The organism is Desulfovibrio sp., from assembly GCF_035644575.1.
Taxonomy (GTDB): Bacteria; Desulfobacterota; Desulfovibrionia; order Desulfovibrionales; family Desulfovibrionaceae; genus Desulfovibrio.
The window spans coordinates 1-22,581 of record NZ_DASQOG010000058.1 but is presented as its reverse complement, the minus strand read 5'-3'; the positions used below and the strand labels follow the sequence as shown (position 1 = coordinate 22,581).

General features: G+C 58.2%; 20 protein-coding genes. 7 read left to right on the top strand and 13 right to left on the bottom strand.

The window, feature by feature from the left end:
• Positions 1 to 21 precede the first annotated feature (21 nt).
• The 6 genes from VEZ52_RS02825 to tolR all read left to right on the top strand — a co-directional run bounded on the left by VEZ52_RS02825 (position 22) and on the right by tolR (position 7,943).
• Positions 22 to 1,959 (top strand): extracellular solute-binding protein, encoded by a 1,938-nt coding sequence (locus tag VEZ52_RS02825; protein ID WP_324835442.1) that lies wholly within the window; start codon positions 22 to 24, stop codon positions 1,957 to 1,959.
• Positions 1,959 to 3,056 carry a microcin C ABC transporter permease YejB gene (locus tag VEZ52_RS02820; RefSeq protein WP_324835441.1) on the top strand — a complete coding sequence of 366 codons (1,098 nt, stop codon included), beginning with the start codon at positions 1,959 to 1,961 and terminating at the stop codon, positions 3,054 to 3,056. The genes VEZ52_RS02825 and VEZ52_RS02820 overlap by 1 nt, the downstream gene beginning before the upstream one ends.
• A complete protein-coding gene (locus VEZ52_RS02815; protein ID WP_324835440.1) occupies positions 3,053 to 4,123 on the top strand; it encodes an ABC transporter permease in 1,071 nt (356 codons plus the stop codon). The genes VEZ52_RS02820 and VEZ52_RS02815 overlap by 4 nt, the downstream gene beginning before the upstream one ends.
• Complete coding sequence (locus tag VEZ52_RS02810) at positions 4,120 to 6,702, top strand: dipeptide ABC transporter ATP-binding protein (protein WP_324835439.1); 2,583 nt, start codon at positions 4,120 to 4,122, stop codon at positions 6,700 to 6,702. The genes VEZ52_RS02815 and VEZ52_RS02810 overlap by 4 nt, the downstream gene beginning before the upstream one ends.
• A 117-nt stretch (positions 6,703 to 6,819) precedes the next feature.
• Positions 6,820 to 7,509 carry a MotA/TolQ/ExbB proton channel family protein gene (locus VEZ52_RS02805; RefSeq protein WP_324835438.1) on the top strand — a complete coding sequence of 230 codons (690 nt, stop codon included), beginning with the start codon at positions 6,820 to 6,822 and terminating at the stop codon, positions 7,507 to 7,509.
• Between the two features lie 2 nt (positions 7,510 to 7,511).
• Positions 7,512 to 7,943, top strand: coding sequence for a protein TolR (gene tolR, locus VEZ52_RS02800; protein ID WP_324835437.1), 432 nt, complete (start codon positions 7,512 to 7,514; stop codon positions 7,941 to 7,943).
• A 271-nt stretch (positions 7,944 to 8,214) separates the two neighbouring features.
• Here tolR and VEZ52_RS02795 read toward each other — a convergent pair whose 3' ends face one another.
• The 10 genes from VEZ52_RS02795 to VEZ52_RS02750 form a co-directional block, all read right to left on the bottom strand.
• Entirely contained in the window at positions 8,215 to 9,303 is a 1,089-nt protein-coding gene (locus VEZ52_RS02795) for an ABC transporter substrate-binding protein (RefSeq protein ID WP_324835436.1), read from the bottom strand.
• Positions 9,304 to 9,507: 204 nt separating this feature from the next.
• Complete coding sequence (locus VEZ52_RS02790; protein WP_022658552.1) at positions 9,508 to 10,275, bottom strand: ABC transporter ATP-binding protein; 768 nt, start codon at positions 10,273 to 10,275, stop codon at positions 9,508 to 9,510.
• 18 nt (positions 10,276 to 10,293) lie between these two features.
• On the bottom strand, positions 10,294 to 11,166 hold the full coding sequence (locus VEZ52_RS02785) for an ABC transporter permease (RefSeq protein ID WP_192111467.1): 873 nt from the start codon (positions 11,164 to 11,166) through the stop codon (positions 10,294 to 10,296).
• 4 nt (positions 11,167 to 11,170) lie between these two features.
• Positions 11,171 to 11,983, bottom strand: a complete 813-nt coding sequence (locus tag VEZ52_RS02780; RefSeq protein ID WP_192111466.1) for an ABC transporter permease — start codon at positions 11,981 to 11,983, stop codon at positions 11,171 to 11,173.
• Positions 11,984 to 11,999: 16 nt separating this feature from the next.
• The gene (locus tag VEZ52_RS02775; RefSeq protein WP_022658549.1) at positions 12,000 to 12,701 is read right to left on the bottom strand and encodes an ABC transporter ATP-binding protein; all 702 of its coding nucleotides are present in this window, start codon (positions 12,699 to 12,701) and stop codon (positions 12,000 to 12,002) included.
• A 559-nt stretch (positions 12,702 to 13,260) separates the two neighbouring features.
• A complete protein-coding gene (locus VEZ52_RS02770) occupies positions 13,261 to 13,515 on the bottom strand; it encodes a hypothetical protein (protein ID WP_324835435.1) in 255 nt (84 codons plus the stop codon).
• Entirely contained in the window at positions 13,515 to 14,579 is a 1,065-nt protein-coding gene (locus VEZ52_RS02765; RefSeq protein WP_324835434.1) for a DMT family transporter, read from the bottom strand. The genes VEZ52_RS02770 and VEZ52_RS02765 overlap by 1 nt, the downstream gene beginning before the upstream one ends.
• Positions 14,580 to 14,590: 11 nt before the next feature.
• Positions 14,591 to 14,992: a glycine cleavage system protein GcvH gene (gcvH, locus tag VEZ52_RS02760; RefSeq protein ID WP_022658546.1), complete on the bottom strand. Its 402-nt coding sequence runs from the start codon at positions 14,990 to 14,992 to the stop codon at positions 14,591 to 14,593.
• 4 nt (positions 14,993 to 14,996) lie between these two features.
• The gene (gene lpdA / locus VEZ52_RS02755; RefSeq protein WP_324835433.1) at positions 14,997 to 16,424 is read right to left on the bottom strand and encodes a dihydrolipoyl dehydrogenase; all 1,428 of its coding nucleotides are present in this window, start codon (positions 16,422 to 16,424) and stop codon (positions 14,997 to 14,999) included.
• A gap of 8 nt (positions 16,425 to 16,432) precedes the next feature.
• Entirely contained in the window at positions 16,433 to 16,870 is a 438-nt protein-coding gene (locus tag VEZ52_RS02750) for an OsmC family protein (protein WP_298992649.1), read from the bottom strand.
• 205 nt (positions 16,871 to 17,075) lie between these two features.
• Here VEZ52_RS02750 and VEZ52_RS02745 point away from each other — a divergent pair, with 205 nt between their 5' ends.
• Positions 17,076 to 18,494: a sigma-54 interaction domain-containing protein gene (locus tag VEZ52_RS02745; RefSeq protein ID WP_324835432.1), complete on the top strand. Its 1,419-nt coding sequence runs from the start codon at positions 17,076 to 17,078 to the stop codon at positions 18,492 to 18,494.
• 57 nt (positions 18,495 to 18,551) lie between these two features.
• Here the strand turns inward: VEZ52_RS02745 and VEZ52_RS02740 are convergent, their stop codons facing one another.
• The 3 genes from VEZ52_RS02740 to VEZ52_RS02730 all read right to left on the bottom strand — a co-directional run.
• Positions 18,552 to 19,541 carry a hypothetical protein gene (locus VEZ52_RS02740; RefSeq protein WP_324835431.1) on the bottom strand — a complete coding sequence of 330 codons (990 nt, stop codon included), beginning with the start codon at positions 19,539 to 19,541 and terminating at the stop codon, positions 18,552 to 18,554.
• A 602-nt stretch (positions 19,542 to 20,143) separates the two neighbouring features.
• Positions 20,144 to 20,692: a hypothetical protein gene (locus tag VEZ52_RS02735; protein WP_324835430.1), complete on the bottom strand. Its 549-nt coding sequence runs from the start codon at positions 20,690 to 20,692 to the stop codon at positions 20,144 to 20,146.
• A 91-nt stretch (positions 20,693 to 20,783) separates the two neighbouring features.
• Positions 20,784 to 22,581: alkaline phosphatase family protein (locus tag VEZ52_RS02730; RefSeq protein WP_324835429.1), on the bottom strand; the 1,798-nt coding region annotated here is incomplete at its 5' end.

Below are 22,581 nucleotides of genomic sequence, written 5' to 3'. Positions count from 1 at the left end.
CGCATCTGGAGCCAACACGTCATGCATGCTGAAACGGCAACGGCAGCCGCCATTCCCCTTCATCCAGCCATGAACCGCGCGCCATACGGCCCGTTGCGCGGTAGTCTGGCTGCGCTCAGAGCTGGCATATGCGCAGCGCTGCTGGCCGCCGCCGTAACAGTTTCTCCCGCCCTGGGCGCGCCCCATGAGGTTCTGGGCCTGTGGGAGGATGCGCTGCAAAGCGAATCTCTCCCGCCATTTGCCCACGTCACCCCGGACGCGCCCAAGGGCGGGAGGCTCCGCCTGAGCGCCATTGGCACATTTGACAGCTTCAATCCCTTCAGCCCTCGCGGCGTCAGCGCGGCGCAGCTTGGCCTGACCTACGAAACCCTTGGCGTAAGCCAGCGCGGCACGCAGGAATTCATCATGCGCGGGCTGCTGGCCGAAAGCTTTGATCTCTCGCCTGACCGCTCAACCCTGCGTGTGCGCCTGCGTCCGCAAGCCCGGTTTTCTGACGGCGTCCCTGTTACAGCGCAGGATGTGGCCTTTACGTTCACAGCCCTCATCAAGCAGGCCTCGCCCGTCTACCGCTCCTATTACGAGCAGGTGCAAGGCGTGGAAATTGCTGGTGAACACGAGGTGATATTCAAGCTCGCCGCCGGCACCAACCGCGAACTGCCGCTTATTGTCTGCCAGATGCCCGTGCTGCCCGCCCACTGGTGGCAAGGCCGCAACCTGGGCGACCCGCAGACGGATATCATGCCCGGCAGCGGCCCCTACCGCCTCACGGGCAGCGTTATGGGCTCGCGCCTTATTTACGAGCGCCGCAAAGACTGGTGGGGGCAAGACCTGCCCGTCAATCAGGGCCGCTACAATTTTGATACGGTTCAGGTGGATTATTACCGCGATGTTTCCGTTGCGCGCGAGGCCTTTTTTGCCGGAGAAGCGGATTTTTACAGCGAAAGCAATATCAAGGACTGGACCAATGCCTACAATGTGCCCGCCGTGCGCGATGGCCGCATTACCCGGCAGCTTCAGGAGTATGCCAGCCCCATGGGCATGGGCGGCATTTTCATGAACACCCGCCGCCCGGCACTGGCGGACAGGCGCGTGCGACAGGCGCTGAACCTGCTGTTTGACTTTGACTGGATGAACAGCGCCTTCTTTTACAATGCCTACACGCGTTACAGCAGTTTTTTCACTGGCTCCCCCTTTGCAGCGCAGCCATTGCCGTCCGCAGGGGAGCTTGAACTCATGGAGCGCTGGCGCGACAGGCTTGACCCCGCAGTTTTCGGCCCGCTGCCCGCCCAGCCCGGCGGCGGGCGCGATACCGAACGCCAAAGAATGCGCGCCGCCCTGCATCTGCTGGAAAAAGCTGGCTGGCGCATACAAAACGGCGAGATGCTCAACGCTCAGGGCCAGCCTCTCAACCTGACCATCCTGACCAGTTCGCCCTCCATGCAGCGCGTGTACACGCCCTTTCGCAATACGCTCAAAAGGCTGGGCATCACGCTCAACGTGCGGCTGGTGGATCAGACCCAATATGTCAGCCGCGTGCGGGCATTCGACTTTGACCTTATTCAGGCCACAGTGCGGCAGTCGTCCAATCCCGGCAACGAGCAGCGCAACTACTGGTCTTCCACTGCTGCCGGGGCGCGCGGTTCGCGCAATTACGCTGGCATACGCGATGCCGTGATCGACACGCTGGTGGACGAACTGGTGGCGGCCCCCACCCGCGAGGATCTGCACACCCGCACCGCTCTGCTGGACAGGCTGCTGCAACACGGATGCTACGTCATCCCCGCATGGTACAGCGGCAGCATGCGCATTGCATGGTGGAAAGACCGCATCACCCCTCCGGCAGAGCAAGGCAATGAAGGCGTGGACATCATGGCGTGGCATGTTCCGGCGGCCGGGGCCACGCCGCCCGCGCACGCGATTCCCGCCGCCGCTGCGCAAACTCACAGGGAGGCGCGCTGATGCTGCGTTACACTCTTCGCCGTCTGTTGCTGATATTCCCCACGCTGCTGGGCATTCTGACCATCAACTTTTTTATCGTGCAGACTGCGCCCGGCGGGCCTGTGGAGCAGTTCATCGCCATGCTGGAAGGCAGCGGCAGCGCCTACATGGAACGGGTGGGCAGCGCCGGAGCCGACCTGCCCGCAGCAGGCATGGCCGATGCAGCGGAAAGCGCCTATTCCGGCGCGCGCGGGCTTAACCCGCAAACGCTGGACGCCATCCGCAAGCTCTACGGTTTCGACAAGCCCATCCTCACCCGCTATGCGGAAATGTTGCGCGACTTTGCCACGTTTGATTTCGGCAAAAGCCTGTTCAAGGCAGACAGCGTGGCAGGGCTGCTTGTAAACGCCTTGCCTGTTTCCATAAGCATCGGCGTGTGGAGCACCCTGCTCGTCTACCTTGTATCCATACCCGTCGGCATAGCCAGGGCCGTGCGCCGGGGCAGCACCTTTGACTTCGCCACCGGGGCCGTCATGGTGGCGGCCAGCGCCATCCCCGGTTTTCTGTTTGCCGTGCTGCTGATCGTGCTGTTTGCGGGCGGCTCCTACTGGCAGATATTCCCGCTGCGGGGCCTGCACACCCTTGGTTACGAGAGCCTGCCCTTCTGGCGGCAGGTGCTGGACTACCTGCACCACATGGCTCTGCCCGTGCTTTCCATGACCATCGGCGGTTTTGCCGGGCTCACCATGCTGACCCGCAATTCCTTTCTGGACGAACTGAGCAAGCAGTATGTTGAAACTGCGCGCGCCAAGGGCTTGAGTGAAAGAACCGTGCTGTACGGGCACGTGTTCCGCAACGCCATGCTGATCATCATTGCCGGGCTGCCCGGCGCGTTTGTGCGCATGTTTTTTGCCGGGTCGCTGCTGATAGAGACCATATTTTCACTCAACGGGCTGGGGCTGCTGGGGTTTGAGGCCGCCATGCAGCGGGATTACCCCGTCATGTTCGCCACGCTCTATATCTTCACGCTCATCGGCCTTGTGACGTCCATCATTGGAGATCTGACAATGACAAAGGTTGATCCCCGCATCGACTTCAGCGGAAGGAGCAAGGCATGAACCCCATCACCCGCCGCAGATGGCAGACGTTCCGCAGCAACCGCCGGGCATTCGTCAGCCTGTGCCTGTTCTGCCTGTGCTTTGCCGCCAGCCTGTGCTCCGAGTTTGTGGCCAATGACCGTCCTCTGGTGGTGAGCTATGAAAACCGGCTCTACTTTCCCATGTTTCACACTCTGGACGAGCGCGTCTTTGGGGGCGACCTGCCCATTGCCGCCGACTTTGCAGACCCCTTTATCCAGACCGCCATTGCGGAGCGCGGCTGGGCCTTGTGGCCCCCGGTGCGCTATTCTTTCAACACCATTTCGCGGCAGGAAGGCACGACCTTTCCTGCGCCGCCAGGGCACGGCAACTGGCTGGGCACGGATGATCAGGGGCGGGACATACTGGCGCGGCTGCTTTATGGATTCCGCATTTCCGTATTGTTCGGTCTGTGCCTCTCGTTTTTCGGCTGCGCCGTGGGCATGACCGCAGGGGTTGCGCAGGGCTATTACGGCGGGCTGCCAGACCTGCTGTTTCAGCGCTTCATGGAGGTGTGGGGCGGGATTCCCGTGCTGTACCTTATCATCATCATTTCCAGCGTCATGACTATGGGATTCTGGGCGCTGCTTGCCCTCATGCTGGCCTTCAGCTGGATGCGCGTGGTGGGCGTGGTGCGGGCCGAGAGCCTGCGGGCGCGCAACATGGAATACGTGCGGGCGGCCCGCGCGCTGGGCGTGCTGGATAAAAGCATCATGCTGCGCCATGTGTTGCCCAACGCCGTTGTGGCCCTGATTTCCATTCTGCCCTTTTTGGTCAATGCCTCCATCGTCACCCTGACATCGCTGGATTTTCTGGGTTTCGGGCTGCCGCCGGAATATCCTTCGCTGGGCGAGCTGGTGGTGCAGGGCAAGAACAACCTCTTTGCCCCGTGGATAGGCCTTGCCGCCTTTTTTACCCTTGCGGGCATGCTGACCTGCCTCGTCTTTATTGGCGAGGGCCTGCGCGACGCCTTTGACCCCGGCGTGTTTTTGAGCGGCGGCGCGGCAGACGCGGAAACCCCGCAAAATACTTGGAGGGAGCGGGCATGAACCTTCTTGACGTTCAACATCTGCATGTGGCCTTTGCCAGAGCCGACGCCAAAACCGGAAGGGAAATATCCGCTCCGGCAGACCTTGGCACGGCTAGGGGCACGACCATGCGCACAGTGGTGTGCGATGTTTCGTTCAGTGTGGAAAAGGGCCAGTGTGTTGCCCTTGTGGGCGAGAGCGGCGCGGGTAAAACCCTCACCTCCCGTTCCATCGTGCGCCTGCTCCCCGGGGGGGCGCACGTAACGCAGGGCCGCATTTTGTTCAAGGGCGAGGATGTGCTCTGTCTGCCGGAAAAGGCCGTCATGGCCCTGCGCGGGCGCAAAATCGGCATGGTTTTTCAGGATCCGCTGGCCGCGCTCAATCCCCTGCACCACGTGGGCGATCAGGTGGCCGAATGCCTGCGCGCGCACGAAAGCCTGAGCGAAGAACAGGTACGCTCGCGGGTGCTGGATCTCTTTGACCTTGTGCGGCTCGACCATACTGCGGAACGCTACAGGGCATACCCGCACCAGCTTTCCGGCGGGCAAAGGCAGCGCATCATGCTTGCGCTGGCCGTGGCCAACAAGCCCGACCTGCTCATCGCAGACGAACCCACAACAGCTCTGGACGCCACCGTGCAGCAGGCCATTCTGGAGCTTCTGCACGACATGCGCGCGGAACTGGGCATGAGCCTGCTGCTGGTGAGCCATGATCTGGGCATGGTACGACGCTTTGCGGATACGGTTCACGTGATGCGCCACGGTGAAATTGTGGAGTCCTCCTCCTCGCTCTTTGCAGACCCGCAGCACGAATACACCCGCGCCCTGCTCCACACAGGCAGCCGCCAGTGGGCCGAGGATGTCCCCCGGCATGACGGCAGCCCCATTCTGGAGACGCAGGGCCTGAGCGTGGATTTTTGCCGTCCGAAAACGCGGCTTTTCCAACGGGCGCAGCCCCCCTTTACAGCGCTGGACAACGTGAATTTTGCCCTGCATCAGGGCGAATGCCTGGGCATTGTGGGCGAGAGCGGGTCAGGCAAATCAAGCCTGGCCCTGGCAGTGCTGCGGCTTGTGGCCAGCCGTGGCGGAATCCGCCTTATGGGCAAAGAAATCCAGAATCTGACCCATGCGCAAATGGCCCCCCTGCGCGCCAGCATTCAGGTGGTGTTTCAAAATCCCTATCTTTCGCTCAATCCCCGCATGTGCGTCCATGACCTTATTGAAGAAGGTCTGCGCGTGCACGCCCCACGAGCGCAGGACAGGCCGCAGCGCGTGCTTGAGGCCTTGCGGGATGTGGGGCTTTCTCCGGCATATGCCAGCCGTTTTCCGCACGAACTTTCCGGCGGCGAACGCCAGCGTGTAGCCATTGCGCGCGCCCTTGTGCTGCGCCCCCGCGTGCTGCTGCTGGACGAACCAACCTCATCGCTGGACAGGGCGTTGCAATTCCAGATCATTGAACTGCTGCGCGGCTTGCAGCAGCGCTTTGGCATGTCGCTGATCTTTATCAGCCACGATCTCACGCTGGTAAAGGGCTTTTGCCAGCGGGTACTTGTGCTGGACAAGGGCAAATGCGTGGAACAGGGGCCAGTGCGTGAGGTCTTTTGCCAGCCGCAGTCGGCCAAGTTGCGCGAACTGCTCAAGGCTTCCGCCCAGAGCGAAGACCAACATCTGCCCGCCGCTGGCCCGACGGCGGCGCGCTCCACCCTGCGGCGCATCAATCCGCAAAAACTTGGCGCGGCTTCCGCATCCCGCCAAACGCAAAAAAGAGGCCTGCTGTTCTCGCTGGGCGTACACGCCGCGCTGTTTATATGCCTGTGGGGCATCCCTTTGCAGGCCTCAGGCGGCGGAGAATCGTCCATGCGTGTTTCCCTTGTGGGCATGGGCATGGGCACTGCCACGCAAGGCGCAAGCCATGCTTCGACCACCAATGGCACTGATCCCAACGCCACAGCCAGAGAGGAACGCAACGCTCCGGTTGAGGAAAAAGAACAGCCCAAGGACAAAAAAACGCCGCAGGCCGAGCAGCCGGTTGAACAGCCGGATCTGATACTCAAAAAAAAGTGCGAGCCAAAGCGCCCGCCCAAGAAGGAGCATCAGCAAAAGCGGCCCACAGCCAAAGCAGAAGACCGCCCCCCCATGGAAACACCGCCGCCCTCACTGGGCAGTGATGCCCGGCAGGGGACGGATGCCGAATCCGCTGGCAGTGCCGCCGAAGCTCAGGGCAGCGGCAGAAACGACGGCGGCCAGGGCGGCGGCAGCGGCGGCGGGCTAGGCATGCATCAGGGGCGTGGTCAGGGCGCTGGCTCGGTATACGGCTTCAATCAATGGGATCAGTCGCCTGTGCCCATCCACCGGGTCAAACCCAACTACCCCCCTGCGGCTAAGCGTATTGGCAAGGAAGCCACCGTCATTGTTCGGGCCGTTATTGACGCCCAGGGCAAGGTGGTGCGCGCCGTGGTTCTGCCAGGCAAGGAAACGCAGCACTTCAAGGAAGAAACCCTTGAAGCCGTGCAGCGTTGGCGCTTTGCCCCCGGCAAGGTGGGCGGAAAGCCTGTGATGTGCGTGGTGGAATTTCCCGTCGATTTCAGCATCACCAGATAACATGCTAAACATTATAGTGTGTTGCTTGAATTTAGCGCTGTCAGGTTGACAAAGCTTGCGGGGCGTACTACCACACAATAGCTTTGAATTTCAATTTCATATTCTTTGGGGGATATAATGGATTCCATGATTCAGGCGGTGTTGCAGGCAACATTTGTCTCCAAGTGCGTGCTGGCGCTGCTCTTGTGCATGTCTGTGGCAAGCTGGGCCTATATGTGCAGCAAATGGCTGTTGCTGCGCACAGCCCAGCAGCGCACGCAGGCGGGGCTGGCGGCGTTTGACGAGGCCGGGGAACTTAACCGGGCGCTGCCGGTGCTGGCAAATGACAAGCACTCTCCTCTTTTTGGCATTGCGCGCCGCGCCATCCGCGAATTCAACCGTATTTCCCGCACGGGCGATGTTGACCGTCTTTTGAACGACAATGTGCGCAGGGCCCTGCACTTTGCCGTTGCGGAAGAACTCGCCGTTCTCAAATCATCCCTGGCCCTGCTTGCCACAGCCGCCAACACGGCCCCCTTTATCGGCCTGTTCGGCACGGTGTGGGGCATCATGCATTCCTTCACCGCCATAGCCCAGATGAAGAGCGTTTCGCTGGCAACAGTCGCGCCCGGCATAGCAGAAGCCCTCATCGCCACCGCTGTTGGCCTGTTTGTGGCCATACCCGCTGTGTGTGGTTACAACGTGTTCCGCGCCAAGCTGGCCCACATTGAAGGCGTATGCATCAACTTTGCAGGCCAGATGCTCAACCGCCTGCAACACGAAGCACCGCAACATGCAGACGGCATAGCCTTTTCAGAGGAGCGCTAGTCATGGCCGCATCTTCCGCCGACGATGATTTTGTTGCCGACATCAACGTCACGCCCTTTGTGGATGTGATGCTGGTCTTGCTGATCATCTTTATGGTCACAGCCCCCATGATGACCGAAGGGCTAGATGTGGCCCTGCCCAAGGTGGAGACCTCAGAAGTGCTGCCCACGGATGACGACCACGTTATCCTGACGGTCAAAAATGGCGGCGCGCTGTTTCTCAACGAGCAGGAAACCGACATGGACAACCTGCCGGAGGCCCTGAACGCGCGGGTAAAGGACAGCGGGCGGCAGCTTTTTGTGAGGGCCGACAAGGATGTTCCCTACGGCATGGTCATGAACGTAATGGACAGGGTGCGCGGCGCTGGCATCAAGGACGTGGGCCTTGTGACCACCTCCGCGCCGGATGATGGGGCTGAAGATAAAGGCAAATGATCGGTAAAAGAATTTCTTGCTGATCGCAGACCGGATAGCCGCAATATTCCCGCAACAACAATCCCCGCAGCAATTTTCCACGAGATTTACCGGGGGCTAGGTCTCCCCCGCCCTGCCCGCCACACACGGCCTTTCACAACCATCCTCTGCAATCCTCTGTCATCCCCTGCCCTGCCATAAAAAATGAAGGGCCTGTTCTTGCCCGGCAATAGGCAAAGAACAGGCCCGGTACTGCCGGATTTACATCCGGCGCGTGTCCGTGGGGGAGGAGCTACTTCCAGCTGGGAATGGGCTGCTGAACCAGCTTGAGGAACTTGTCGGTATTGATCTGGGCGTCCTTGAACTTCTTGATTTCAGCAGGCGAGAAACGCTTGATGCTGCCAAAGAAGTCGGCCACAGAATTCTGCCACTTGTCGGCCTGCGATTCACCCTTGGATCTGTCGAGCAGAGCCATGGTTTCTTCGTAAGACCAGCGGGGGTGGATCTGGATGTCGAGCTTGGCTTCTTCGTCAGTCATGCGGATACCGGCGAATTCGTTCATGTACTGGCGGTATTCCTTGATGATGCGGGGGCTGGGGCCTTCTTCGCGCAGCATGTTGGAACCGCGCAGGTACACGCGCAGGAACTTGGCAACCAGTTCGGGGTTTTCATCGCACCATTTTTTGTCGCCCACGAGCGAAGACACGGTGATGCAGTCCATGTCGGTCATGGTGCCGGCGCGCTGCCACTTGCGGGAATCAGCCACAAAGGTGAAGGGCGCCCACAGGCACACCGCGTCGCCAATGCCCTTTTCAAAAGCAGGCACGGCAGAGGGCTGTTCCATGTTCACCAGGGTCACATCGGCTTCGGTAAGGCCAAGGATGCTCAGCCACTTGCCGATCATGTAGTGAACGGTGGTCTGGGAGGTGTACAGGATCTTCATGCCCTTGACGGTTTCAGGGCTGCCGTACACGTTGGGATACTTGGGGTTGTAGCCCTTGACCTTGGCGGCGGGGCTGTCGGGGCGCAGGTAAAGCACGTGCACTTCGCCTTCGCTGATGATGGGGGCCACGGAGTAGATATTATAACGGATGCCGCCGATCAGCTGACCGCCAACGCCCGTGGAGCCGAGCACCCATTCCTTGGCGGGCAGGGCTTCCATCTGGGCAGGGCCGCTGTTGAACAGCAGCATCTTGATGTCCAGGCCTTCTTCCTTGTCCCAACCCATTTTCTTGGCGTACCAGATGTTGAAGCCCGGGGATTCGTCCATCCAGCAGGTGGAAATTTCAACGGGCTTGTCGGCTGCCAGAGTGGCGACGGGGCCGCCGCAGATGACAGCGCCCATGCAAAGCAGAAGCGCGACCAGAAGCAGTTTTCTCATGCATGACTCCTAATTGGTTAGTGGACAGATCCGCTTTTGACGAAAAACCTTTCAACTGCTTGAACCTTCAAACAAACCACTTGAGCAACCTCGGCAAGTGCATACAGGTTTGCCGAGAAATCCATGCTCTCGCATGCGCGGCAAGGGCCGTACCGCTGGCAGGCGCACCCATGCGCGGCGCGGCCCTTGCTGCTGTGCGCAGTGCTAGAGCGTAAGCTTCTGTTCTTCCGTAATTCTGGCCCGCAGTTCGAGGAACGCGGGGTCCATGGTGTCGCGCGGGCGCGGCAGCGGCACATCATACGAGGTGTGCACATGCCCCGGCAGCTTGTCTTCCATGGTGACGATGCGGTCTGCGAGGAACAGGGCTTCATCAATGTTGTTGGTCACAAAAATCATGGTGCGCTTGTCCATGTGCCAGATGCGCTCGGTTTCCTGCTCCATGAAAAAGCGGGTCTGGGCGTCAAGCTGACCAAAGGGTTCATCAAGCAGCAGCACCTCTGGGTTGAGAGCATAGGCGCGGGCAATGCCCACACGCTGCTTCATGCCGCCCGAAAGCTGGTGAGGATAGTAGTCCTCAAAGCCTTGCAGACCCACCATGCCAAGATAGTGATTGGAAATCTCACGGATCTTCGCAGGCTCAAGCCCGCGTACCTCAAGGCCGATTTCCACGTTCTGGCGCACGGTCTTCCACGGAAAGAGCTTGTAGCTCTGGAACACCAGGCCGATCTGCGGGCCGGGGGCCACAATCTGCTTGCCGTCCAGATAGGCCGCGCCGGACGAAGGTGCTTCAAGCCCGGCGAGGATGCGCAGCAAGGTTGTCTTGCCGCACTGCCCCGGCCCGAGGATGACCAGAAACTCCTGATCGCGCACCTCAAGGGAGATGTTCTCCAGAACCGGAACCACCTGGGTTCCCTTCTGGATGAATGTTTTGCATATATTGTCACAGACAATTTTTGGCTGCGTGTCTTTCACGTTCAGCTCCTTGGCTCTCTAAAGATTCTCGATTTCACGCTGCCAGGGGCACAGCTTGCGGGTCAGCAGATCCATCCCCAGGGTGAACACCAGCGAAACGGCGGTAATAATGAGCATGCCGCCGATAATCATGCCGGGGTCGGAAAGCTTCATGCCCTGCACAATGATGTAGCCAAGGCCGGAACGGGAATTCACAAGCTCCGCCGCCACAACGCATGTCCAGGCGCTGGACATGGCGATCTGCAAACCTGCCGTAATGGCGGGCAGCGCGCCGGGAATGCACACAAGGCGGATTTCGTCCCAGCGCTTGCCGCCGATGATGCGCACCACATCGAAAAATTCGGGTTCGATGAGTTGCAGGCAGCTGTAAGAGTTGAGCACCACCGGCACAAAGGAGCCAATGACGATGATGAAAATCTTGGGCGCTTCGCCAATGCCGAACCACAGGATGGCCACAGAAATCCAGGCCAGGGGCGGCATGGGCTTGAACATGTCGAAAATGGGCTTCACAATGGCGCGGAACGTTTCGTTGAAGGCCATGAACAGACCCAGCGGAATGCCAAAGCCAGCGGCAATCAAAAAGCCGATGATAACGCGGCGCGTACTGATCCACAGATGTTCGAGCAGGCCAAGGCCGGAAAGCTTGTTGACGCTCAGGTCGTGCAGGCTTTCCACCACCTGAAAGGGCGTGGCCAGAGCGCTGCTGTAGCCGAACACGTTGGACGTGGCAGCCCACTGCCACAGGCCGAAAAAACTCACCAGCGAAACGATGTACAAGAAGTATTCGCTCTTGAGGGCACGGATCAGCGAAAACTCGTATTTTTTCGTGTTCTTGATGGTTTCATTGCAGACGCTCTGGGTCTGCCCGTTGGACGCCGAGGAAGACTGCATGGCGCTATCTCCTGATGCCGGCCAGCAGCCGGGATTCGATCTTGTCAATGATGAAACCGATGATTGCGCCAGCAATACCCACGCTCACCATGCCCACCATCACAAGGTCGGTACGGCCAAGCATGCGGCCGATGGTGATGAGGTAGCCAAGGCCCTTGTCTGCGGCCAGCAGTTCAGCGGCAACCAGAGTCACCCAGCAGTAGGCCAGGGCGATCTGCAATGCGCCAAATACCATGGGCAGCGCTGAAGGAACGCAGATGGAGGTAAATATCTGCCAGTCGGAAGCGCCGTAGGTTCTGGCCATCTGGATATGCACGGGGTTGGTCATGCGCACGCCGGTGTAGGTATTGATGACGCACGGCACGATGCCCGAAAGCCAGATGATAAAGACCTTGCCGGGCAGACCGATGCCGAACCAGAAAATGGTCAGCGGAATCCAGGCAACCGGCGGAATGGGCCGGATGATTTCAAATATGGGGCGTACAAGGCCGCGCACCGTGGTGAACCAGCCCATTGCAAGGCCCAGGGGCAGGCCCACAATCAGGGCCAGCACGTAGCCCAAAAAGGCTTCCTGCATGCTTGTCCAGGCATGCTCCAGCAGCACTGCCCCGTCAGGCGCGGGATTGGTGAGCTTGTCGAACATGAGGCTCAGAATGTCATACGGCGAACTGAGCAGAGTACCGGGAATACGCCAGTCGTTGCTGTCAGCCGGGCCAACGCACATCTGCCACACGCCAAGAAAAATACAAACGCTCAGAACCGGCAGGATACGAAGCCGCATGGGCTTGCGGTAGGTTACTTTTTCATTGCATTGCATAAGCTGTCCCTTTTTCCTACCACCAGCGGATGAGGTCTGTGACCTGGCGGCGAAGTTCGACAAAACGCGGATCCCTGAAATCCCTCGGGCGCGGCAGGTCAACTACCACTTCCGCCCTCACCTTGGTGGGCTTGGGGCTCAACACCAGGATGCGGTCAGCTACATACACGGCTTCTTCAATGTTGTGCGTAACAAAAAGCACGGTGCTCTTGAGGGTCTGCCACAGCTTCACAAGCTCGTCTTCAAGGTAGAAGCGCAGCTTCACGTCAAGCTGGCCGTAGGGTTCATCCATGAGCAGCAGATCGGGGTTCACGGCAAAGGCCCGCGCCACGGCGATACGCTGCATCATGCTGGCCGAAACCTGGTTGGGATACAGCTTGGCCGTATCTTCCAGGCCGACCATCTCCAGAATCATATCAAGGCGTTCCCTGAGCTGCTTGGGCGGAACCTTTTTTATGCGCATGCCGTAGGCCACGTTTTCTTCCACGGTAAGCCACGGCAGGGCCGTTGGTTCCTGGAACACAAAGGCCAGGTTATGCTTGCGCGGATTTGCAACTTCACCATCAATGTAGATGTTGCCGGAGGTGGTTTCCGTAAGTTTGGACATGCAGTTGAGAAAGGTTGTCTTGCCGCATCCCGTAGGCCCGACTATGCAAACCAGCTCTCCGCGCTTGATGGTAAAGTTGACCTTGTCCAGAACGGTAAGGTCCCCATACATTTTCGTTAGATCCCTGACTGCTATTTTAGCGTCGGAACAGGCACAGTCATCGGTTTGCTGCACGGCTGCACTCCTTGGTGAGAGTTGTTAAATGTCCCGGTCTGCCGTCCGGGTGCGCAAAAGAAGCCAAACGCCCCTGAAAGCTGCCACTGGGCTGCCGGGATGGTTGCGCGTGCTTCGAAATTCTTTGTGATTCATTTTGCATAATATATACCATTTTTCACAACTCCTGCAGAAAGCCGCTTATCATGAGCTATTACAGGATATTTTTTACTTAACATCCCCACGTTGCGGCACTGGCTGCGACACGAACGCGCATTTTGCGACACATGTGACGCACCCGCCATTGATGCGCATATCTTGGTCTTGCGCGGGCCGCTGTACCTGTTTTTTCCAGGCCACGCTAGGGAATAAAAGAACAACCCCAAATCGGTCAGTGCCAAGAGGCCCGTTGGTTTGCGCAAGGGAGGCGACAATTACGTCGTACTTTCCTCCGCAGGGGATGGTTTGATCTTTCCGGTTTTGATCGGGCTTGCCGTTTTGCGCGGCCTGCCCTGCGCTAGAGATTGCGCAAAACCCGCTGCCTGCCGTCCGGGGTGATTCCGTATGCAACGCCCTGATCGGATTCATTGCAAACGGTCACAATCCCCACGCCCTTGAGGGCTTGCAGCTGGGCTTCAATGTTCGCCGCATTGATCTGCCTTTCGCCCGCATATTCTGGCTCCAGGGCCACGCACACATCGCAGGCCGTGCGGGGGATGCCGTCCAGCAGCAATCTGCCCACAGCCAGCCGCAAAGGCAGCCGAATGCGCATCACCGCCCCTCCTGCGCCTGGCGCAAGGCGGTTCCGCCCTTGCCCTGCATGACAACCAGCACAATGCCCGCCACTATCACCACCGCGCCCGCCACAAGATTACGGGTAACGGTAACGTTGGTAAAAAGGGCGCTGAACAGTATGCCCCAGAGGGCATAGGTCACGTTCAGGGCCATGGCCCGGCATACGCCGGTCATGTTCATGGCCGTGTACCAGCAGCGGTACGAAACGCAGCCCACCAGGCCAGCGGCTATGCAAAAGGGCAAACCGGGGCTGGCAAGGGCCTGCGCCAGCAGGCCAGCCGCGTTCAGACCGGGGTTGCCGCGTTCCAGCAGCACAAAGGCCGCAGGCACGATCACCAGCATATACAGCAGGCTGGAAACAATCTGATAGACGTTCAGGGCCACGACAGGCTCGATAAAGTCCATACCCGCCGTTACGCACACGCCTTCCGATGCCCAGCCAAAGGCGGCCAGAAAGGCAAATCCCAACCCCAGATAAAAGGCCTGACCGCCCACGCCGCCCTGCGGCGCAGACCAGCCCACGGTAAACGCGCCCGCCACGCAAAGCGCAAGGCCGCACATGGCCCTTGCGGAAATGCGCTCTTTCAGAAAAAAGCGCGCCAGCACCGCCGCGATGGCCGGATACAGGGTGGAAATGGGCAAGGCATAGGCTGGCCCTGCCAGCGAAACGCCCATCAGGTACCCCCCCATGCCGAGGGGAGCGCCCATAAAAGCGCCCATAATGCAGAACCTGCCGGGCTTGCTGCAAAAGGTGCGAAACACCTCCCGCCCCTTGCCCTGAGCCACATTGAGAACTAGGGAAAGGCAGGCCGCGCTGATGTCGTGACAGCCCGCGGCAAACAGGGGGGCCAACAGCCAGAATTCAGGTATGCTGAACGGCTCTTTCACCAGCCCCTGCTTCAGAATAGGGCCATCAAGACTGAAAATTACCCCTGTCAGCGCAGCGAGAAAAAGCCCTCTGCGTACATATGCCGCATCCCGCGCAGAGGTGCTGCACGCGCCCCTGTCGCTTTTCGGGCCGTTGCCGGAAGGGCCTTTCACCGCTTTGCCTCTTAGCCCTTGCGCAAAAGGTTGAGGTAGGCGGCGCTGTCGGCCAGCGTTGCGGCCTCGGCGGGGTCGTCCATGCGGATGCGCAGCATCCAGCCTTCGTTGTAGGGCTTGGCATTGACGAGGGTTGGCGTGCTTTCCAGAGTTTCATTCACTTCAAGCACAGACCCGGCAACAGGCATGAACAGGGCGTTGACGGACTTCAGCGACTCAACGGTGCCGAATTCCTGACCGTTTTTGTAGGTTGTACCCACGGCAGGCAGGTCAACAAAGGCGATTTCGCCAAGCTGGTCCTGGGCAAAGTCGCTGATGCCTACGGTGGCGGTTTCGCCTTCCACGCACAGCCACACATGTTCGTCGGTATAGCGCAGATTTTCGGGCAAAGCCAATTGGTCAAGATCTTTCATGATACTACTCCTCTTCCATACGCAGGGCTGCGTCGCCAATGGCTTCGGCCAGCGTGGGGTGGGCATGAATGGTGGTGGCTATGTCGTTGATGGATGCGCCCATGCGCAAAGCCAGAGTTGTTTCGGCAATAAGGTCGGTGGCGTGCGCGCCAGCCATGTGCGCGCCCAACAGGGTGCCGTCGCTGGCATCCGCCACCAGCTTGCAGAAGCCGGGCAGTGCGCCCATGGCCTGAGCCTTGCCAAGTTCACGCACCTGCACAACCGAGGTTTTGACCTCATAGCCCGCATCGCGCGCCTGCTGCTCGCTCATGCCCACGCAGCCGATTTCCGGCGAGGTGAAGATGGCCGAAGGCACAAAACGGTAATCCATGGGAACACCCTTGCCGCCGGTCAGGCAGTCGTTAACGGCGCAAAGAGCCTCGGCGGCCGCCACATGGGCCAGCATGACGCGCGCAGGGCCAAGGGCATCGCCAATGGCATACACGCCGGGCAGGGATGTGCGCATGTATTCATCAGCGCGTATCCAGCCGCGTTCGTCCGTGGCAACACCGGCTTCCTTGAGGCCAAGCCCGGCGGTCATGGAGGCGCGCCCCACAGAAACAAGCACCATCTCGGCGCTGATGGGGCGTTCGGGCCTCGCGGGCGCGCCGCTCACAAAGGGCGACGGCGCAAGTACGCCGCTGACGCCGTTTTCATCCACACGCACATGGGTGAGGGTTTGCCCGAGTTCGCAGGCAATGCGGCGCTTTTTCATCTCGCGCTGGAGCAACGTGCTGATGTCGGCATCCACCGAAGGCAGGGGCAATATCCTGTCCTGCCCTTCAATCACTGTGACAGCGGAGCCAAAAGCCCGATAAATGCAGGCCAGCTCGCAGCCAATGACGCCGCCGCCCACAATGATGATGGAGGCAGGCACGTGCGTGAGCTTGAGGGCATCATCGCTGGTGAGAATGCGCTTGTGGTCGGCTGTCAGGCCCGGCAGGTTCACAGGATGCGAGCCCGTTGCCAGTATGACGTAATCCGCCGACAGGCTGGAGCTTGCGCCGTTGCCGGTCACTTCCACCGCGCCGCCGCCAAGCAAGCGCCCCTTGCCGCGCACCAGGGTTACGCCCAGGGCGGCGCAGGTCTTTTCAAGGCCAGAACGCAGGGTGGCGCATACGCGCTCCTTGCGCTCGTAGACGGCCTGCGGGTCAATGCTGACGCCGCCTTCAATCCTGACGCCGAACTGCACCGCCTGCTGGGCAATTTCCAGAGCTTCCGCAGACGACTTGATGGTCTTGGTGGGTATGCAACCGTTGTTGAGGCAGGTGCCGCCAAGTTCGGCGCACTCCACGAGGGTTACGGCCATTCCGGCCTTGGCGGCAGCAAAAGCCGCCGTGTAACCGCCAGGGCCGCCGCCCACAACGATCATGCTTTTTTTCTGGTCGGACATGCGGGCTCCTAATCCTCGTCGTCGGCGAGCCTGAGGTTGTACTTCACGGGGAAGGCGGCCTCCAGCGAACCCGTGACCAGGCACCCTTGACGCATGATCTTTTCCACACGGTCAAAAATGAATTCGTACTCTTCATCCAGATGCACGGTAACGTCGATATCAATGCCCGTTACCCTACCCCGGCCCAGATCATCGGTGCCTGTGTGCAACGTGGCCTTGGCCTCGATTTTGTCGTACTTGGCGTTGCGCGTATCCAGAGCCTTGTCCAAAGCGGCGCAATAGCAATACAGGGCAGAGGCGGCCAGGAGCTTTTTGGCCGTGCCGGAACGTTCTTCGGGCGGAATCTTTTCACCGTCGATGGTGAGCACGCCAAACGCGCCGCTCTCCATATCCAGATCCACCTTGCCGCCGCGGCGGCAGAGAGAAACACTGAGTTCATGTGACATTTCAAAGCCTCCAGGCTGAAAAAACGCAAGAGCACACTGCCCCCGCGCAATTTGGCCTGCCTATTGCACTAATAGTGCCATCAGATTGCCCTTGGCTTCACAACGCCATCCGCGCTTGTGTTTTATGGCACATGCCGCTAGTATCCCGGCCCGGAAGCGACATTTGTGTCGCGACAAACGACATTTTTTGCAAGGTTGCCGCCACATGCTTTCATCGCCCCCAGTGCCTCCCATTAATGTGGAAAAAAGCTATCGCCGCCTGCTCAATCACCTGCCCGGCATGGCCTACCGTTGCCGCGTTCTCAATATCGACGCGCCGGAGAGTGATTATCTCCAGTATGAACTGGAGTTTGTAAGCCGTGGCAGCTACGAGTTGCTGGGGGTGCCAGCCGAAGACATGGTGCTTGACCACCACAACACCATTGAGCTGATGACCCACCCCGATGACCTCGGTCCCAGCCGCAAAGCCATACGCGACAGTATTGTCGCTCATGAGCCGTATCAGGTCATGTATCGGCTTTTGCTGCCGTCTGGGCGCGTCAAATGGCTGTGGGATCAGGGGGAGGGCGTGTACGATGATTCGGGCGTTCTGCGGTATCTCGAAGGCCTGATCATGGACGTGAGCGAGCAGAAATTTCAGGAAATGGCCCTGCGCGAAGAAAATCGAGAGCTGCGAACCTCTGTCATCAATCTTTACGGCCTTGGCAACATTGTGGGCAAAAGCGAGCCCATGCGCCGCGTATACAGCCAGATTCTCAAGGCGGCAGAAACAGATTCAAACGTCATCATTTACGGGGAAACCGGCTGCGGCAAAGACCTTGCCGCCAAGAGCATTCATGAATACAGCGGACGCAAGGGCCGTTATGTACCGGTAAACTGCGGCGCAATCCCCGAGCAACTGCTGGAGAGTGAATTTTTCGGGCACGTGAAGGGGGCGTTTTCCGGCGCGCATGCCAATAAAGAGGGCTACATAGGCGCGGCCAACGGCGGCACGCTGTTTCTGGATGAAATAGGCGAACTGCCCTTGCACCTTCAGGTCAAGCTGCTCAGGGCCATTGAAAACAAGATGTACACTCCTGTGGGCGGCAATACGCCCAAGGAATCATCCTTCCGCCTTATTGCGGCAACCAACCAGGATCTTGCAAAAATGGTGCGCGAAAAAACCATGCGCTCCGATTTTTATTACCGCGTCAACGTGCTTTCCATCACCCTGCCGCCCCTGCGCGAACGCCACGGCGACATTGCCCTGCTGGTGGAGGCGTGGCTTGAAAAGCGCGGCCTGAACCTTATTCTGCCGCCCCATGTGCGGCTGGCCGTGGAACAGTACGACTGGCCCGGCAACGTGCGTGAACTGCACAACTTTCTTGACCGGTACCTCGCCTTTGGCGACGAGGCCCTTCTTTCGCTGGGGGACGCCGGGCGGGCCGACCTGCTGCTCAACACGCCCCAGGGCATCAGCCTTGATCAGGCCGTGCTGCAACTTGAAGAACGCATGATCCGGCAGGCGCTTGAAAAGTGCCGCTGGCACAGGGGCAAAGCTGCGGAAGAGCTGGGGCTGAACCTGCGCACCCTGCAACGCAAAATGCGCAGAATGACCGGGGGGAATGAAAAGCTGCAAGGCTAGAGATTACACTGGTCTAAGCCATTGAACCGATAAGCTGTCTCCCTGTAATGCAGGAACTCAGGCCCTGGGGGAATGCCTTGCGATGCTTTCCCGGCATATAGAGACAGGATCAAGGCCAAAGCAGCGGCATAATTCCTCAGAAATCATGTGGTTTTTATCAAGCAGCATACAATAGTCGTTGTCCACCCAGGACTCAATGTCCGAAATTCCATCGTAGTCAACGGTTTTCCAGCCCACGCCGCCCTCATCTGGATCATCCCATTCCCGCATATATTTCAAGAAAAATGTCAGTATTTTCAGGCTCGGGCTGAAGTGAACTTTGACACAGGAACAGACTGCCCACACTGACAGTTCCTTGCGCGAGGTCTTGTACAATACAAGATGCACAACAACTGGCTTGTTTAACTCGCTGCGGGGATTTTCAAAACCTTTAAGACCATCAATTTGCACTCTTAATCCGCCTGCGGACATATTAACCACTTGCACGGCAGAACAGATATTGTCACCCACAAATCCCGAACGCATTTCATTCATATCGTTCACAGATTTAGGCAACTGCTTGTTGCAAATCCACAGAGAAATTTTTTTGAGCATCAGAGGTGTGAGACCTACGCGTTCATGTCGCTGCAAATCACGCTGCACGTATGTTTTAGGCATGGAAACTTCAACAAGGCACTGCTTTGATTCCATATCTATAAAATTTGCGATGATTCGTGTTTTAAAAATAAAACCATGCCTGATTGCTGGATATGAAATTCCAAGATATTTTTCAGCTATTGCATGAGGTACTTTTACATACAGACTACAGCGCTCTCCTTTAAGAATATCAGGCAAAAAACGCTTGTTTGATTTGAGCAATATTTTTTGTGGCGAAATATACAGGACATCGCAGGCAACATTTTCAAGCTGGCGTTGTCTGTCTACAAAAAAGAGCCGCAATAACAAATAGTCCTTTTGTGCGACCACAAAGATTTTGCCAGGTCGAACGGATCGAAACCGGAGCGATGCCCTCCAGAAAAAGTCAACAATTGTTCTGAGAAACTTCATGTATCCCCCAATTGTCAAACTGAAATTTATAATCACGCACTCCCCTGCACTCAAGCCTGGCAGAAATTCGCAGGCTGCTCAGCCTAACGTAGCCTTCACGCCACTTTCAAAGGAACAAATACTTTCTCATTTATTATCCACACATACATGTTTAATGAAAGATGCTGACTATTATCAAAACAAAACAGGCATACTGTCAAAAGCATCATTGATTACTTGTTTTTAATAATTCCAAATTTATCAGAGAATAACAAGTGCATATGCACTATTACAACAATCGATACAAAATAGTAGTACTACAATAAGACGTTATAAAAATACAATAATGCTAATCATTTCCACAAACATCATAATCACATTTAAAGTATGACAGAAAAGCACCACGATCATCAGTAATCGTAAGCTTTAAAAAAAATTGTGTTAACCATGTTTAAATTGCTCGCATGTAGATAAAACGACAACCTGCGAAGACTGAACATAAAGTTCAATCTCCGCAGGCGTTTGGAGGAAGGTATGGGTCGGAACCGCAGCACGGCTGCGGTTCCAGATAACCGCGCACGCCATGCCCCCACACGACAGGCGCGGTCACAGCGGCAAGGAATTTAAGCGCAGTCGTGCTTGTCCCAGGGCTCACGGTTATCACGCTGAATAACCGATTCCATGCGCACCAGGGCTTCTTTGAGCTTTCTGATTTCATCAAGCTTGAGGTTGGGATTTTTCATTGCCTGATAGATGACGCCGCCGGTGCACTGGGCGCTGACGGGCAGATCCGCAATGGTGGCAATGGTAACGGCTATGTCCTGCGCGTTGACGGCGCGGGCAACGGCCCCGGCCTTGCTGTCCACAGCCAGACCATAGAAGGCCACGCCGTCAGCGGCGGCAACCACCACCAGAGTACGGCGGTCGGCGGCTTCCAGAGCGGCAGCCAGAGCGGCTTCGTCACCCTGCACAACCAGCAGCGCGTCTTCCGCGCCTTCAAGGGCGGCAGCTTCAACCTTTTTGCCGCCAAGTTCCAGGGCCAGAGCTTCCAGACCGGCGCTGTCGGCATTGGCCAGCAAAACGGCTTTTTTCTTCAGCTTGTCCAGCGCCTCGGATGCGCCGCTGAGCGCAACGGAAGGCAGCATCAGGAGAATCGCTTTCTTTTCAGCCATGATCGTATCCTTGTCGTCTGCCCCGCTGATGCGGGGCTTTGTGTTTTATCGCGCCGGAGCAAAAGCCGCGCCCTTGCCCCGGCATGGTGAATTAATCGACCAGATTGGGGTTTTCCATGATCTGGTAAATGGGCGCACCTTCGGCGTCGGCGGGCACAGGATTGCCCGTGATGTAGCAGAAGGTGGGCACGATATCGGCCAGCCAGCGCGGGCGGGCATAACGGTAGCCCTTGCGGATGTTTGGGCCGCGGAACATGAGCAGATTCTTGAGGCTGCCGCAGCCGGATTCGCCGGTGGGCAGGCCGTAACCGTGTTCAGCCATGTATTCGGGTTTGAGCACGTACACCACATCGCCAGCCTGTGCGCCGCCCATGCCAAACACATGCGCGTCTTCCTTGCGCACCGCCAGCAGCACGGGCCGGTCGCCCGTGTCGGGATGCTTGTAGTCCAGCAGGGCGTTGATGATGCGGTCACGCACGTTTTCGTAATCTTCCTGCTCAACAATACCGCCGGGGTAACGGCCCTTCAGGTTTACGTACACGAACATGTAACGCTGCGGCACGGCAAGCGACTTGCTCACATCAAGCACGTAGTTGAAGCCTTCGGTTTCCTCATAGATATCCCAGTAGTTCTCGGACTTCTTGGGTTCGTAAGAGCACAGGCCGGCTTCCTTGAGGGCGTGGGCAGTGTTGAGGATGGGGCCGAGGGGCGTTGCGCCGTGGTCGGAGCATACGCACATGACGGTTTCGTCGCCCATGATGTCCATGAGGCGGCCAAGCAGACGGTCTTCCACTTCGTAGATGTAGCGTTCCATCTTTTCGGCCTTGGTGCGAACCGCATCATCCGTGCTGTCCAGCTCGCTGAGCCAGCCGTGGTAGAACCAGTCAATGGGATGGGAATGCATGTAGAAAAGATCCCAGTCCGCGTTGGCCTTGATGAGCGATTCAATGGTGTTCCAGAGCCATGCGCTGTGAAAGTCCACCAGTTCGCACACGGTATCGGTATCAATGATGCCGTGCAGATAGGCGACCAGGCCAATATCGTTGGCCGTAATGTGCTTGCTGAAGTCAATCTGCGCGGCGGCTTCCGCCGGAGCGATAAAGCCGCAACGGCCAGCAATGCCGGAAATATACAGTTTGAATTCTTCAGCATCGTCAGAAAGCTGCATGAGCTTGGCGCGGAACACGCCTTTTTCGGTGCGGCCATCGCTCTTCACGGTAAAGTCGTGCTGGGCGGGTTCGCTCCACTGGCCAAGCTGCATGGTAAAGAAGGCCTTGGCGTAGTCCTTTTCAGGGCAAAGGGCCATGCGGTCATAGCCTTCATCGCCGCTCTGCCACACAAGGCAGTGCCAGGTCTGGTCTTCCAGGGGTTCAATGGCTTCCTTGAAGTGCATACGCACATTCATTTCAAGGGGTTCTTCGCCTTCCGGCAGGTTGGCCCAGCCTTCGGCATCGTCAAAGGTGCCCTGTGAACCCATGGGATAGAAATCTGTGGATATAACGCTTTCAGAGCACAAATATTCCTTGTGCTCGTTGCCATGCAGGGGCCAGCGGGTTTCGGCGGGGCTGAGGCCCTCGCCCATGATCATGACGCCGTGCTGCATTTTGGACGGCCAGGACATGGGGTAGTTGACCACGAGGCACTTCTTGCCAGCCTTGTCCCACGCGTCCCAGATGGTTTCTGCGGTCAGGATGGTGGAGCCGAAAGCCTGCGAGGTTTCCTTGTAATCAAGGCTGCGGCCTTCATGGTAGTAATAGTAGTCTTCCACGCCGTGGGTGCGGGGCCATGCGCCCGTGCAGATAGTGGCCCAGGACGGCGGAGTGACCGTAGGCAGATTGAAACCTTCGGGAATGTAGCTGCCCTCCTGCATGAACTTTCTGAAGTTATCG

What these genes read in the sequence shown, in the direction of transcription:
- VEZ52_RS02750 (WP_298992649.1), bottom strand. Translation starts at nt 16,870, where the DNA reads ATGTCACATGAACTCAGTGTTTCTCTCTGCCGCCGCGGCGGCAAGGTG.
- VEZ52_RS02815 (WP_324835440.1), top strand. Translation starts at nt 3,053, where the DNA reads ATGAACCCCATCACCCGCCGCAGATGGCAGACGTTCCGCAGCAACCGC.
- VEZ52_RS02785 (WP_192111467.1), bottom strand. Translation starts at nt 11,166, where the DNA reads ATGCAGTCTTCCTCGGCGTCCAACGGGCAGACCCAGAGCGTCTGCAAT.
- VEZ52_RS02825 (WP_324835442.1), top strand. Translation starts at nt 22, where the DNA reads ATGCATGCTGAAACGGCAACGGCAGCCGCCATTCCCCTTCATCCAGCC.
- VEZ52_RS02810 (WP_324835439.1), top strand. Translation starts at nt 4,120, where the DNA reads ATGAACCTTCTTGACGTTCAACATCTGCATGTGGCCTTTGCCAGAGCC.
- gcvH (WP_022658546.1), bottom strand. Translation starts at nt 14,992, where the DNA reads ATGAAAGATCTTGACCAATTGGCTTTGCCCGAAAATCTGCGCTATACC.
- VEZ52_RS02820 (WP_324835441.1), top strand. Translation starts at nt 1,959, where the DNA reads ATGCTGCGTTACACTCTTCGCCGTCTGTTGCTGATATTCCCCACGCTG.
- VEZ52_RS02795 (WP_324835436.1), bottom strand. Translation starts at nt 9,303, where the DNA reads ATGAGAAAACTGCTTCTGGTCGCGCTTCTGCTTTGCATGGGCGCTGTC.
- VEZ52_RS02780 (WP_192111466.1), bottom strand. Translation starts at nt 11,983, where the DNA reads ATGCAATGCAATGAAAAAGTAACCTACCGCAAGCCCATGCGGCTTCGT.
- VEZ52_RS02775 (WP_022658549.1), bottom strand. Translation starts at nt 12,701, where the DNA reads ATGTATGGGGACCTTACCGTTCTGGACAAGGTCAACTTTACCATCAAG.
- VEZ52_RS02745 (WP_324835432.1), top strand. Translation starts at nt 17,076, where the DNA reads ATGCTTTCATCGCCCCCAGTGCCTCCCATTAATGTGGAAAAAAGCTAT.
- VEZ52_RS02770 (WP_324835435.1), bottom strand. Translation starts at nt 13,515, where the DNA reads ATGCGCATTCGGCTGCCTTTGCGGCTGGCTGTGGGCAGATTGCTGCTG.
- lpdA (WP_324835433.1), bottom strand. Translation starts at nt 16,424, where the DNA reads ATGTCCGACCAGAAAAAAAGCATGATCGTTGTGGGCGGCGGCCCTGGC.
- VEZ52_RS02740 (WP_324835431.1), bottom strand. Translation starts at nt 19,541, where the DNA reads ATGAAGTTTCTCAGAACAATTGTTGACTTTTTCTGGAGGGCATCGCTC.
- VEZ52_RS02805 (WP_324835438.1), top strand. Translation starts at nt 6,820, where the DNA reads ATGGATTCCATGATTCAGGCGGTGTTGCAGGCAACATTTGTCTCCAAG.
- tolR (WP_324835437.1), top strand. Translation starts at nt 7,512, where the DNA reads ATGGCCGCATCTTCCGCCGACGATGATTTTGTTGCCGACATCAACGTC.
- VEZ52_RS02735 (WP_324835430.1), bottom strand. Translation starts at nt 20,692, where the DNA reads ATGGCTGAAAAGAAAGCGATTCTCCTGATGCTGCCTTCCGTTGCGCTC.